Origin of the sequence: Nonomuraea longispora, assembly GCF_004348345.1 — a bacterium.
Classification (GTDB): Bacteria; Actinomycetota; Actinomycetes; order Streptosporangiales; family Streptosporangiaceae; genus Nonomuraea; species Nonomuraea longispora.
Map to the genome: position 1 here is coordinate 1 of NZ_SMJZ01000236.1, position 12,842 is coordinate 12,842.

11 protein-coding genes are annotated in these 12,842 nt (G+C 71.3%); 4 read left to right on the top strand and 7 right to left on the bottom strand.

The window, feature by feature from the left end:
• The 5 genes from moaA to E1267_RS38285 all read right to left on the bottom strand — a co-directional run.
• On the bottom strand, positions 1-959 hold a 959-nt coding region (gene moaA, locus E1267_RS38265; protein WP_132340297.1), incomplete at its 3' end, for a GTP 3',8-cyclase MoaA.
• A 137-nt stretch (positions 960-1,096) separates the two neighbouring features.
• A complete protein-coding gene (locus tag E1267_RS38270) occupies positions 1,097-2,071 on the bottom strand; it encodes a Rossmann-fold NAD(P)-binding domain-containing protein (protein WP_132340299.1) in 975 nt (324 codons plus the stop codon).
• A gap of 269 nt (positions 2,072-2,340) precedes the next feature.
• Positions 2,341-2,838, bottom strand: a complete 498-nt coding sequence (locus E1267_RS38275) for a hypothetical protein (RefSeq protein ID WP_132340301.1) — start codon at positions 2,836-2,838, stop codon at positions 2,341-2,343.
• 152 nt (positions 2,839-2,990) lie between these two features.
• The gene (locus E1267_RS38280; protein WP_132340303.1) at positions 2,991-3,848 is read right to left on the bottom strand and encodes a hypothetical protein; all 858 of its coding nucleotides are present in this window, start codon (positions 3,846-3,848) and stop codon (positions 2,991-2,993) included.
• Between the two features lie 78 nt (positions 3,849-3,926).
• On the bottom strand, positions 3,927-5,768 hold the full coding sequence (locus E1267_RS38285; RefSeq protein WP_132340305.1) for an AMP-dependent synthetase/ligase: 1,842 nt from the start codon (positions 5,766-5,768) through the stop codon (positions 3,927-3,929).
• Between the two features lie 34 nt (positions 5,769-5,802).
• On the opposite strand from E1267_RS38285, the gene E1267_RS44975 reads away from it, so the two are divergent.
• Entirely contained in the window at positions 5,803-5,961 is a 159-nt protein-coding gene (locus E1267_RS44975) for a hypothetical protein (protein ID WP_165960025.1), read from the top strand.
• Between the two features lie 40 nt (positions 5,962-6,001).
• Here E1267_RS44975 and yczR read toward each other — a convergent pair whose 3' ends face one another.
• Entirely contained in the window at positions 6,002-7,435 is a 1,434-nt protein-coding gene (gene yczR / locus E1267_RS38290; protein ID WP_132340307.1) for a MocR-like transcription factor YczR, read from the bottom strand.
• A gap of 63 nt (positions 7,436-7,498) precedes the next feature.
• Between yczR and yczE the strand changes: the two genes are divergently transcribed.
• The 3 genes from yczE to E1267_RS38305 all read left to right on the top strand — a co-directional run bounded on the left by yczE (position 7,499) and on the right by E1267_RS38305 (position 11,828).
• Positions 7,499-8,101 (top strand): membrane protein YczE, encoded by a 603-nt coding sequence (gene yczE, locus E1267_RS38295; protein ID WP_132340309.1) that lies wholly within the window; start codon positions 7,499-7,501, stop codon positions 8,099-8,101.
• A gap of 105 nt (positions 8,102-8,206) precedes the next feature.
• Positions 8,207-9,964, top strand: coding sequence for a glycoside hydrolase family 15 protein (locus E1267_RS38300; protein ID WP_132340311.1), 1,758 nt, complete (start codon positions 8,207-8,209; stop codon positions 9,962-9,964).
• 133 nt (positions 9,965-10,097) lie between these two features.
• Entirely contained in the window at positions 10,098-11,828 is a 1,731-nt protein-coding gene (locus tag E1267_RS38305; protein WP_132340313.1) for a histidinol-phosphatase, read from the top strand.
• A gap of 240 nt (positions 11,829-12,068) precedes the next feature.
• On the opposite strand, the gene E1267_RS38310 is transcribed toward E1267_RS38305, so the two are convergent.
• Positions 12,069-12,842 (bottom strand): lytic transglycosylase domain-containing protein (locus tag E1267_RS38310; RefSeq protein WP_132340315.1); only part of this gene is annotated, 774 nt, incomplete at its 5' end.

Here is a 12,842-nt window from a genome sequence, read left to right on the forward strand (position 1 = left end):
GGCTGGAGGAAGGACGGGTCGTCGATGCCGTGCCCCGCGCGCTTGCGGGCGACCGCGGCCACCCACCTGCCGGCCAGTTCGTCGTCGGACGCGCCCGCGCGCATGGGGGTCTTGAGGTCCGACTCCTCGGTGGCGAACAGGCAGTTGCGCACCTGGCCGTCGGCGGTGAGCCGGACCCGGTCGCACGAGCCGCAGAACGGGCGCGTCACCGAGCCGATGACCCCCACCCGCGCCGGCCCGCCGTTGACGAGGAACCGTTCGGCGGGGGCGCTGCCGCGCTCCTCCAGGTCGTCGGCCGTGAGGTCGAACGAGGCGGACAGCATCCCAAGGATCTCGTCGGCGGTGACCATGCCCTCGCGGCTCCAGCCGTGCTGCGCGTCCAGCGGCATCTGCTCGATGAAGCGCAGTTCGTACCCCTGGTCGAGGCACCAGCGCAGGAGCGGCACCGCCTCGTGGTCGTTGACGCCGCGCATGAGGACCGCGTTGACCTTCACGGGCCGCAGGCCCGCCTCGTCCGCGGCGGCCAGCCCGGCGATCACGTCGGCGTGCCGGTCGCGGTGCGCGAGCCGCTTGAACGTGCCGGGGTCGAGGGTGTCGAGCGAGATGTTGACCCGGTCGAGCCCGGCCTCGGCCAGCGGGCCCGCCAGGCGGGCCAGGCCGATGCCGTTGGTGGTGAGCGACACCTGCGGCCTGGGGGTGAGCGCGGTGGTGCGGGCGACGACGTCGGCCAGCTCGCGCCTGAGCAGAGGCTCGCCGCCGGTGTAACGCACCTCGGTGACGCCCAGCCGTTCGACGCCGATGCTCACCAGGCGGACGATCTCGTCGGCGGTGAGCAACTGCGGGTTGGGCAGCCAGTCGAGCCCTTCCGGCGGCATGCAATAGGTGCAGCGCAGGTTGCACTTGTCCGTGAGGGACACCCGAAGATCCGTCGCCACCCGTCCGAACGAGTCTCGCAACATGGGGCGTCACCTCCTGTTCGTTCGCCCGGGGACCAGACTATGACCCCGCAGGGAGGCGCTTTTCGCCGCCCCTCCCTGCCAGGACAACACATCCCCATAGTGATCGATTCCTCCCGGGTACGCGAACCGGCCCTGTCTCAGCCGGCGAGGGCGGCGTCGTCCGCTGCGGTGTCCTCGTCCGACCAGGCGTCCTCCGGCGGGTGGGCCAGATGCCAGCGCACCGATTCGGCGACGTGCGCGGCGGGGTCGCCCGGCGCCCAGCCGAGCAGGGTCCGGGCGCGTGCCGAGCTGACCACCAGGTGCTGGGCGGGTGCTCCCGACAACGCCAGGTCGGGTGGGATGCGGCCGTCCGGCACCCTTTCCAGCCGGGCCCGCGAACCGGCGGCGCCGAGGATCTGCTCGAACCAGGCGCCCACCGTCACCGTGGCCGTCTCTCCCAGGTTGACGGCCAGACCGTCGGCGGAGCGGTGGTCGAGGGCCGACAGGACGCCGGTCGCCAGGTCGTCGACGTACCCCTTGGTCCACAGCAGGTTGGCAGCACCGACCGGGATGCGGTCGCGGCCCGCGCGGACGCGGCGCAGGATCGGCTCCTCCCTGCGCTGCCAGTCGTGCGGGCCGTAGATCAGCGGCAGCCGCAGGACGACGGCGCCGCGCGCCAGCCAGCGTTCCTCCACGTCGAGCTTGTCGTAGTCGTCGGGCACGCCGGGGAAACCCGCACCCCGGTGGGGGTGGCGTTCGCGGCGCAGCTCGGACTCCTCGGTGATCGGCACGGGCGCCAGGCAGCGTCCCGTCTGCAGGCCCGTGAACGCTTCGTACACGTCCTGGCTGGACAGCACCACGGTCGGCACGTGCGGCAGCAGCGGCAGGACGGCGTCCACGTCGGCGCCGGTGAGGGCGTGGGTGTCGACCACGGCCTGCGGCGCGAAGTCCTTGATCTGGTGGGCGTGCCGCGCCAGATCGTGACGGTCGGTGTGCAGATGGGCACCCGGCACGCCGGGTGCGGAACGGTCGGAACCACGGTGCAGGACGAGCAGTTGGTCGCCGCGGTCCGCGAGGCGTTCGGTTATGCGGCGCCCCAGGAACCACGTGCCGCCCAGTATCAGGACCCTCATGGCCCCCCAGCCTGCCCCATCAGGGTGTCATCCGTACACCGTGGGACGGCCTGTACGTGCCAGCTCTGGTGAGCAGGCCGTCGCTTCCATGGCGCGCGAAGACTCGGTGAGGACCTTGGGCGTTTCTCGTACGCCGACCTCGCCGCCGCGCTGGTGGACGCGCTGGTGGACGCGGCGCCACCGTGTCCGGGTGGCCGTGCCGTACTGAGCCCGCCGGGCGGACATGGCGAACGCCCGGCCTGATGAGGCCGGGCGTCCCGAGGGTGTGGCTAGTGGCGGTGGCGGTGGCCGATGACCCGGACCCGGTCCGTGCTCTCGGCGCCGTCCAGCCACCTGGCGCCCTTGAAGACGGCGCGCCAGGTGCCCGACGTGCGGGCGGGGACCTTCGTGTGGAAGTAGCCCCTGTGGCCGGTCTTGACCGTTTCGACGTATTCCCACTTGCCGCTGCCCGCCGGCTGGAAGAGGATCACGATCCGCTTCCAGGCCAGGCGGTGCCAGCGCTCGGAGCTCTTGCAGTGGTCGGCGTGGTGCACCGAGACGAGACCACTGATGTAGTCCTTGTCGCACTCGACGGAGAGCTTGCCCTCAAGGGTGATGGGCCGGCCCCGCCAGGCGGGCTCGGGGTTGGCGTCGAACTGCAGGCTCGTGTGGCCGCCCGCGACCGGATCGATGCCCGGGTCGGCGAGCGCGGGCGAGGCGGCGGTGGCCACCATTGTCGCGCCCAAGGCGGCAGCCGCCAGGCCGGCGGCGAGACGTCGCATCTTCACAATTGATTTCCTTCCCCGTCTGGAAACGCACCCCAGGACGGAGCACGTCATTGGCCAATGACGCGTAAGGGTAAAGAAAAGTTGCGACGCAGTTGATCACGATTCTGCAACGGCGGTTTAGGCCGTACTCGGAATTATTTATGTTTGACGCACTATTGAGTGATTTGTCGGATTTTAGAGACGTCTGAGGCGTAATGTCCCGTTCCGGGGTAGCGGACGCGCCAGAATCCCCCGGTACGGCCCGCGACCGTCGTGGCGAAGGAACCGGAGGCGTCGGTACGCACCTCACCGATGCGCTCCCAGGGCGAGGAGTCGCCGGCACGCCAGAGGATCTCCAGCCGCTGCTTGGCGAACGGGCCGTAGTCGGTGAGCCCGCGCGGATCGACCCTGGTCAGCGACCCCCGCAGCCGTACCTTTCCGCCCGCCGTCCCGTCCACCCGCACGGAGGCGAGCTTCGCGTCGCGCCTGAGCTGGAACGACTCGTACTCGGTGACCGTCGCGCCGTCCGGGCCCTTGGCGGTGGCGGTGATCGTCCACGTGCCCGTCGGGTAGTAACGGTTCAGTTTCTTGTCGGGCAGGAAGCGCCAGGTCTCCCAGGTCTCTGCCGGAACCGGCGCGGGCGCCCGCCACGCCAGCATCGGCGGCAGGTCCGAGGTGGCCTCGCGTGAGGCGGGCCGCGGGGCCGGCGAGTCCTCCTCCTCGGGCGTGCGTGTCGGCGTGGGCGCCGGCGGGTTCTTCACCGGCGTCGTCTTCGAGCTGAGCGTCGGGCCGGGCGGGGCGCCCGGTTCGACCTTGACGGAGACGCCGTGCTTGCCTCGCGTGCCGCGGGCGATCACGTCGATCACCAGGCGGACGGAGCCCTTCGGCCCGGCGACGGGCTCCGCTGGACGTACGGTGATGGATCGGATGGCGAGCTCGGTCGCGGCGGAGGTCGCGGGCGCGGGCGCCATGAGCGACCCCGCCGAGAGCGATCCCGCCGCGAGCGAGACGAGAAGAAGGCTTCTGGTCATGACCGTGACGCTAGGAACCCACCGGTCATGACCAGGACCACAACACACGCCCCGAATGGCAAAACCACGCAAGAGCGCTCAGCCGGGACCGGCGTAGAGCCCGTCGATGACGTCGGCGTACTTCGCGTGCACGACGCGCCGCTTGAGTTTGAGGCTCGGGGTGAGCTCTCCGGTCTCGGCGGTCCACTCGGACCCGAGCAGGGCCCACTTCTTCACCTGCTGCACCCGCGCCAGCTTGGCGTTGGCCGCCTCGACCGCGGCCTCCACCTCCTTGAGCACCTCGGGATGCCCGGCCAGCTCGGCGAGCGAGGAGACCGTGATGCCCCGGGCCTGCGCCCAGCCCGGCGCGATCTCGCCGTCGAGGGTCAGCACGGCCACCGGATGCGGCCGGTTGTCGCCGTAGGCGAGGGCCTGCCCGATGAGCACGTGCTCCTTGAGATGATTCTCGATCTCCGCCGGGGAGATGTTCTCGCCGCCCGCGGTGATGATCAGCTCCTTCTTGCGGTCGACGATCCGGTAGAAGCCGTCGTCGTCGACCGTGCCGATGTCGCCGGTGTGCAGCCAGCCGTCGTCGTCGATGAGCTCGGCGGTGGCCTCGGGACGGTTGAGGTAGCCGGCGGTGTTGAGCGGGCTGCGGGTGAGGATCTCGCCGTCGCCGGCGATGCGGATCTCGACGCCGGGTTCGGCCCTGCCGACGCTGCCCAGGCGGTAGCAGGCGGGGCTGTTGCCGGTGAACGCGCCGGTCGTCTCCGTCATGCCGTACACGTCGATGACCTTGAGCCCGAGCCCGGCGTAGAAGCGCTGCACCTCGGAGGGAAGGGGCGCGGCGCCCGTGGCGGTCCACTGCGCGCGGTCGAACCCGATCATGCCGCGGACGACCGACAGGAGCGAGGCGTCGGCCTGGTCGTAGGCGGCCTGGATCTCGGGCGTGACGGTTCCGCCGTACTGACCGGCCTCGACGTGGGCGACGCCGGCCTTCATGGCCGCGCGTACGGCGGCCTGCTGCTCCTCCGGCTGCGTGGCGAGCACGGCCAGGAGGCGGGCCATCATCTTCTCCCACACCCGGGGCACCCCGAAGAACATCATCGGCCTGACCTGCCCCAGCGTGGCCCCCAGGTTGGCGAGGTCGGTGCAGAAGTGGACGTGGGAGGTCTTGACCAGCGGCAGGTAGAGGCTGAGCACCCGCTCGGCGATGTGCGCGTAGGTCAGGTAGGAGATCTGGGTGCCGTGGGTGGGCAGCGAGGTGAGGCGGTCGGTGGAGGCGACCTCGTAGAAGACGTTCGTGTGCGTCAGGGGCACGCCCTTGGGCATGCCGGTGGTGCCGGAGGTGTAGAGCACGCTGACCACGTCGTCAGGGGTGACCGCGCGCCAGCGGGCCTCGACCTGACCGGGGTCGGCGGCCAGGCGTTCGCGGCCCAGCCGGAGGAGGTCCGTCCACGCCAGGAAACGTTCGCCGTCGGGCGCGCGCTCCAGCATGATGATGCGGCGCAGGCCGTCGAGCCGTTCGAGCACCGGCTGCCAGCGCGCCAGTTCGGCCGGTCCGCCGAGCACCGCGAACTTCGCCCCCACGTCGCCGGCCACGAACGCGATCTGCTCGGGCGCGAAGGTCGAGTAGACCGTGCAGCCGGCGCCGCCCGCGTGCACCACGCCGAGGTCGGCGAGCACGTGCTCGCTGCGGTTGACCATCATGAGCGCCACGGTGTCGCCAGGCTGGAGCCCCAGCGCGGCGAATCCCGCGGCGATCTCCAGGACCCGCTGCCTGGCCTGCGCGTAGGTCAGCGTGCGCCAGCCGTCTCCGTCGGGATCGGAGTAGGCGGGTGCGTCGGGGTGCTGCTCGGCGGCCTGAGCGAACTGCCCGCAGACGGTGATCCCGCTGATCTGCCGCTGGATCTCCGTTCGCACGTCGAGGACTTCGGCCATGGCGCGCGCCTCCCGTCAGTATTCACTTGCGTGAATGGCATGCATCGCACCACACGGCGCCGGTAGCGGCAAGACCTCGCGGGGGAAGACCCGCGTCCCTCACCCGGAGGGACATATCGGTCTGGCCGCCTCGCCCGTCCACCAGGGCCTCGGCATGTTCGGGCTGCGCATCGTGGCGATGCGCCGCAACTGACGGGCGCCGCTGGCCCGGGAGGCCGGCGAGTGAGCGGCCCTCACACCATCGCGATGAGGGGCTCGGGCGGCCGGGAGGCACCGGCGGGGCCGTGGTCGCGGGCGGCGCGGATCCGGACGAGCGCGTCCTGCAGGACCTGGGGCGGCTGGGTGTACGGCAGCCGCAGGTAGCCCTCCAGCGTTCCCTCCACGCCGAACCACGGGCCGGGCACGAGGCGTACGCCGTGACAGGCGGCGGCCTCGGCGAGCGGGGTGGCTCCGTCCCGCTCGCCGAGGCGCACCCAGAGCGTGCCCCCGCCGCGCGGCACGGCGAACGTCCACTCCGGCAGGTGCTCGCGCAGCCCGGACACCAGCGCGTCGCGGGAGGCGCGCAACGTGCGGCGGCGCTCGGCCCGCGTCTCCTCCAGCCGGTCGAACAGCCGCGCCACCGCGAGCTGCTCCATCACGGGGCTGGCGATGTCCACCGCGGCGCGGAACAGGGCCAGCCGGCGGGCCAGCGCGGCCGTGGCGCGGATCCAGCCGATGCGCAGCCCGCCCCACCACAATTTCGACGCCGAGCCGATGCTGATCACGCGGCTGTCGGTGTCGAACGAGCCCATCGGCGCCGTGCGCGGCACCTCGTCCAGCGCCAGCTCCGACCAGGTCTCGTCCACCAGCAGCAGCGTGTCCACCCGCCGGGCCGCGGCCACGACGGCGGCGCGGGTGGCGTCGTCCATGAGGGCGCCGGTCGGGTTCTGGAAGTCGGGCATGAGGTAGGCGAGACGGCTGGCCGACTGGCGCATGGCACAGACCAGCAGGTCCTCCTGCCAGCCTTCGTGGGAGATCCCGACGGGGACCATCCTGGCGCCGGCGCGGCGGGCCGCGTCGATGGCGTGCGGGTACGTGGGCGACTCCACGATCACGGCGTCGCCCCGGCCGACGAGCAGCCCGGTCAGGAGCTGGATGGCGTGCTGGGAGCCAGTGGTGACGACGATCTGCTCGGCCCTGGTCGCCAGCCCCCTGGCGGTGTAGGCGGAGGCGATGCGCTCCCTGAGCATCGGCAGGCCCATGGGGTCGTAGCCGATGCCCATGCCGTACCTCGGCAGGTCCTCCAGCGCCTGCTCCATGGCCTCGCGCAGCGCCGTGGGCGCGGGCGGGGCGGCGGCCTGGAGCTGGATGAGGCCGTCCTGGTCGGTGCCGAGCCAGGGGTTGTCGGCGGTGGTGGCCGGGTCGGGCAGGGCCGTCCAGCTGCCCGAGCCCTGGCGGCTCTGCAGGTAGCCTCGTCGGCGCAGGAGGTCGTAGGCGGCGGTCACGGTGGTCCGGCTGACCTTGAGCGTCTCGGCCAGGTGGCGCTCGGCCGGCAGGCGGATCCGCACGGGCAGCCGGCCGTCCATGACGAGGGTCCGCACACCGTCGGCCAGGGCGCGGTAGTAGGGCCTGGCGGCCGGTTCGATCGTGAGGAGCCTGGCCAGCTGGGTCGCCGACACGTATCTCATAAGGCCACTTTTCGTGATTGGTTCTGTTTCAGCAAGGAAATACCCTGCCATTCTGGGGCCACTATGAGCGACACGACCGCCCCACGAGTGGCCCCCCTGCCCGCCCGGCTGCTCCGCCTCTACGGCGGGCTGGCACTGTACGGGCTCGGCATCGCTTTCCAGGTGGAGTCAGGCCTGGGCAACGGCCCCTGGGACGTCTTCCACCAGGGCCTCTCCTTCAGATCGGGGATGACCATGGGCACCGTCATCATCATCGTCGGCGCCCTGGTCATGCTGCTGTGGATCCCCCTGAAGCAGAAGCCGGGCTTCGGGACCCTCAGCAACGTGGTGTTCGTGGGGGTGTTCGCCGACACCGCGATCTACCTGCTGCCCACGCCGGGGCACCTCGCGGTGCAGGCGTCGTACACCGTGCTCGGGGTGGTGTCCATCGCGCTGGCCACGGGGTTGTACATCGGCGCGGGCATGGGCGCCGGCCCGCGCGACGGCATCATGACAGGGCTGATGCGGCTCGGGCTGTCCGTACGGCTCGGGCGCTTCCTCATCGAGGTCACCGTGCTGGCCGCCGGGTGGCTGCTCGGCGGCACCGTCGGCGTGGGAACGCTGGTGTTCGCGCTGGCCATCGGGCCGTTGACGCAGCTGTTCACCCGCTGGTTCCCGCTGACGTGATCCCGTGGCCGGTCCGGGCATGACGCGACATGACCCGGCCCGGCCGCGGGATCACCTGATCGCGCGGGACCGGAGCACCACGGCCGGTTCCGGTAGCGTCTAGGCATGCGGATCGAGGATTACGCCCTGATCGGAGACATGCAGTCGGCCGCGCTGGTGGCGAGGGACGGCTCCGTCGACTGGTTGTGCCTGCCCAGGTTCGACTCGCCGGCGTGCTTCGCGGCGCTGCTGGGCAGCGAGCGCAACGGCCACTGGTGGCTCGGGCCCACCGGCAGGAAACCGGCGGACAGGCGCCGCTACCGTCCCGACACGCTCATCCTCGAAAGCGAGTGGGACACTCCGACGGGCACCGTCCGCGTGATCGACTTCATGCCTCCCCGCGACGAGAACCCCGACGTCGTACGCATCGTCGAGGGTGTCTCCGGCACGGTGGAGATGTCCACGGTGGTGCGGGTGCGCTTCGACTACGGCCGCATCGTGCCGTGGGTGCGCAGGACCGACGGCCACCTGCAGGCCGTCGGCGGGCCCGACTCCGTGTGGCTGCACGCCCCCGTGCCGCTCAGGGGCGGCGACTACGCGCACCGGGCGACGTTCACCGTCAAGGAGGGCCAGCGGCTGCCGTTCGTCTTCACCTGGCATCCGTCACACGAGCCGATGCCGCCGCAGATCGCGTGCGAGGAGCAACTCGCCGAGACCGAGGCGTTCTGGGCGGAATGGGTGGACCGGTGCGCCTACGACGGCCCCTACCGCGACGCCGTGATGCGGTCGCTGATCACGTTGAAGGCGCTGACCTACGCCCCCACCGGAGGCATCGTCGCCGCCCCCACCACGTCGCTGCCCGAGGACCTGGGCGGGGTGCGCAACTGGGACTACCGGTTCTGCTGGCTGCGCGACGCCACGCTGACGCTCGACGCGCTCATCTCCTCCGGCTACCTGGAGGAGGCAGCCGACTGGCGCGCCTGGCTGCTGCGCGCCATCGCCGGGCGGCCGCAGGACCTGCAGATCATGTACGGCGTCGCGGGCGAACGGCGGCTGCCCGAACTACGCCTCGACTGGCTCGACGGCTACGAGGGCTCCCGGCCCGTGCGCATCGGCAACGAGGCGGTCAAGCAGTTGCAGCTCGACGTGTACGGCGAGGTGATGAACTCCCTGTTCGTCGCGCGCGAGCGCGGCCTGTCCCCCGACGACCGGGCGTGGGCCATTCAGCGGCAACTGCTCGACTACGTCACCGAGCACTGGGACGAGCCCGACGAGGGGCTGTGGGAGGTGCGGGGGCCGCGCCGGCACTTCGTGCACTCCAAGGTGATGTGCTGGGTGGCGCTCGACCGGGCCGTCAAATACGTCGAGCGGTTCGGCCGTACGGGGCCGGCGGAGAAGTGGCGGGCGCTGCGCGACACCGTTCACGCGGAGATCTGCGACAAGGGCTTCGACAAGACGCGCAACACCTTCACCCAGTCGTACGGGTCGGCGGAACTCGACGCCGCCCTGCTGATGTTGCCGATGGTCGGGTTCCTGCCGATCGACGACCCGCGGATGACCGGCACGGTGGCGGCGGTCGAGAAGGAGCTCATGTCCGAGGGCTTCGTCCTGCGTTACCCGCTGGCCGACGACAACAACGTCGACGGCCTGCCCGGCGGCGAGGGCGCGTTCCTGGCCTGCAGCTTCTGGCTGGTGGAGGTGATGGCGATGCAGGGCAGGAAGGACGAGGCGAAGAACCTGTTCGAGCGCCTGCTGTCGCTGCGCAACGACGTGGGCCTGCTCGCGGAGGAGTACGACCCCCGCTACCACCGTCTGGTGGGCAACTTCCCGCAGGCGTTCAGCCACGTGCCTCTGGTCCACGCCGCCCGCGCCCTGTCGCCGTAGGCGGCCCGCGTGCTCCCTCGTGGCCTGACGGGCATGTGACGATCTTCCGGCGTTCACATGTGATTCATCCCGTTACGCCACGCTCCCGCCGTAGCCGGAGCTCCGTCTTCCGGCACGGACGAGAGAGAGCAGCATGGGTCACGGGCATCACCACCAGCATCACGACCACTCCCACGAGCCCCTCGGCGAGCCCCTGGACGAGCCCCTGGACGAGCCCCTGGACAAGGGCGCGGCTGCGGCGCGCGACCTGACGATCCCCGACGCGGACCTGTCGCCGGCACAGCTGTCGCGCCGGCGCATGTTCCGCCGGGCCGGGCTGCTGGGCGCCGGGCTGACGGCCGCCGGAGTGCTCGGGACCCAGGCCGGGCCGGCCGCCGCCGCACCCGGCGGGCGGGAGCCGAAGGACGGCTACCTGTGGCTGGCCGGCGACCACCACATCCACACGCAGCACAGCGGCGACGGCATCTACCGGGTGATCGACCAGGTGCGGCACGGCAACGCCTACGGGCTCGGGTGGATGGTCATCACCGATCACGGCGGCGCCACCCACGCCAGGATCGGGGTGGACAAGGTCAACCCCGACATCGTCGCCGCGCGAAAGGCCATCAAGGACACCCTGGTCTTCCAGGGGCTGGAGTGGAACATCCCGGCCGCCGAGCACGGCACCGTGTTCGTGGCCCCCGGCCGGCGAGAGGTCGAGACACTCAAGGAGTTCGAGAGCTCCTTCGACGGATCGGTGAAGGAGGCGGGGGCGAACACCCCGCAGAACGAGGCCCTCGCCATCGCCGGGCTGAACTTCCTGGCCGAGTCGGTCAGGAGGCGGCGCATCCCCGACGCGCTGTTCCTCGCCAACCACCCCTCGCGCAAGGGCCTCGACTCGCCGCACGAGATCCGCGGCTGGCGCGACGCCCAGCCGTCCATCGCCGTCGGCATGGAAGGCGCTCCCGGTCACCAGGCCGCCGGCATCCCGAAGCCGCACGGGCCCGGCGGCGGACGCGGCTACTACGACGGCGGCCCCGGCGCCGACTCCTTCCCCGGCTACCCGGCGGAGAGCTACAAGACCTTCGGCGGGTTCGACTGGATGACCGCCACCGTGGGCGGGCTGTGGGACAGCCTGCTCGCCGAGGGAAGGCCGTGGTGGATCACCGCCAACTCCGACTCCCACACCGTGTACGGCGACACCGGCCAGCGCGGCCCCGAAAGCGACTTCGACGCCAACGGCCGCTACGAGGACCCGGTCCACGGCGGCGTGCCCAACACCGGGGCAGGCGACTTCTGGCCCGGCTTCTACAGCCGCACCCACGTCGGCAGCCGCGCCTTCTCCTACGAGGCGCTCATGGACGGGCTGCGGGCCGGGCGCGTCTGGGTCGACCACGGCGGGCTCATCAGCGGCCTGGTGGTGCGGGCCAGGACGGCCGGTCACGGGCAGAGCGGGGTGACGCTCGGCGAGACCCTGCACGTACGCAGGGGCGACCGGGTCGAGCTCACCATGGAGATCGCCCTCGCGGGGCGGCCCAACTGGGCACAGTTCGTTCCCACGCTGGCCCGGGTGGACGTCATCCAGGGCGACGTCACCGGCCCGGCCTCCGACAAGGACGCCTTCACCACGCCGGACACCAAGGTCGTGCAGTCGTACGAGGTGGGCAGGAACAGCGGCACCGTCACCTTCACCTACCGGCTCGGCCGTGTCGACCGGCCCGTGTACGTGCGGCTGCGCGGAACCGACGGCAAACGCTCCGCGCCCGGACTGCTGGGGGCGGGAGTGGACCCGCACGGGCCGCAGATCGACGTCCACGGGGACGCCGACCCGTGGAACGATCTGTGGTTCTACAGCAACCCGATCTGGATCCTGCCGCGCCGATGACCGGCGGACCCACGAGCGCCGGGCCCGCGAGCGGTGGGCCGGTGATTCTCGGGATCGACGCGGGGTCACGTACCCTGCCCGAGGCCGAGCACCTGCTGCGTACCGTCGACTCGACCGCGCCGCAGACCAGCCTCGGTCCGTTCTCCTCACCCGGCGCCCGCCGACGCCGTGGGAGGAGACGGAGCGGGCACTGCGCCGGATCCAGAAGTTCCAGCTGTGCGGTGATCATGACGGATCGGGTCAGGGGCCGGTCAGGCGGCGCTCGCCGGCGGTGGTGATGACGTACACCTGCCAGTTGTAATAGACGTAGTAGTTCCGCGCGTCGCGCTTGATCTGGCGGGCGTGCAGGAGGATCGCGTTGACGTACGCCTGCGACGGGTTGTAGGCGTGCAGCGCGCGTCGGTAGTCGCGGGGGGCGCCGCTGGCCTTGAGGTAGTTGGCCGCGGCCATCACGGCGTCGCGCGGGTCGTGCACGTCGCCGCCCATGCCGTACGCCTTCCAGGTCGCCGGCATGAACTGCATCGGCCCCTGGGCGCCCACGTGGCTGGCCGACCTCACCCTGCCGAACTTGGTCTCCGCGAGCATCACCGCCGCCAGCACCTCCCACTCCACCCCGAACCGGCGCTCGGCCTTCTTGAAGTACTTGAGCAGTTCGGCGGCGGGGCGGGCGGGCTGGACCTTGAACGGCGTCGACGGCTTGATCGGGTGGGCCAGGGCGAGAAGCTCGCGGATGGCGCGCGTGTTGTCCTTGGCCTGGGCGGCCAGGCCCTTCGGCAGGCGCGCGAACGCCTGGGAGGCGATCTTGGAGTGGCGGGCTGCGTAGCGGTACATGCGCTGGTGGTGGAGGGCGAGGAGCTCGACGTCCTTCGGCGGCTTGCCGTCCTTGCCCTTCCAGGCGTCGATGGCGTCGTTGAGCGCGGAGGTGGTCTCCTGCAGTCTCCAGGCGAACCGCGCGGCGTTCCTCGGGATCTTCTCGTCGGGGTCGGGGAGCTTCCGGTCGGGCGACTGTGCGGG

What these genes read in the sequence shown, in the direction of transcription:
- E1267_RS38300 (WP_132340311.1), top strand. Translation starts at nt 8,207, where the DNA reads ATGCGGATCGAGGATTACGCCCTGATCGGAGACATGCAGTCGGCCGCG.
- E1267_RS38280 (WP_132340303.1), bottom strand. Translation starts at nt 3,848, where the DNA reads ATGACCAGAAGCCTTCTTCTCGTCTCGCTCGCGGCGGGATCGCTCTCG.
- E1267_RS44975 (WP_165960025.1), top strand. Translation starts at nt 5,803, where the DNA reads ATGGCATGCATCGCACCACACGGCGCCGGTAGCGGCAAGACCTCGCGG.
- E1267_RS38270 (WP_132340299.1), bottom strand. Translation starts at nt 2,071, where the DNA reads ATGAGGGTCCTGATACTGGGCGGCACGTGGTTCCTGGGGCGCCGCATA.
- E1267_RS38305 (WP_132340313.1), top strand. Translation starts at nt 10,098, where the DNA reads ATGGGTCACGGGCATCACCACCAGCATCACGACCACTCCCACGAGCCC.
- yczE (WP_132340309.1), top strand. Translation starts at nt 7,499, where the DNA reads ATGAGCGACACGACCGCCCCACGAGTGGCCCCCCTGCCCGCCCGGCTG.
- E1267_RS38285 (WP_132340305.1), bottom strand. Translation starts at nt 5,768, where the DNA reads ATGGCCGAAGTCCTCGACGTGCGAACGGAGATCCAGCGGCAGATCAGC.
- yczR (WP_132340307.1), bottom strand. Translation starts at nt 7,435, where the DNA reads ATGAGATACGTGTCGGCGACCCAGCTGGCCAGGCTCCTCACGATCGAA.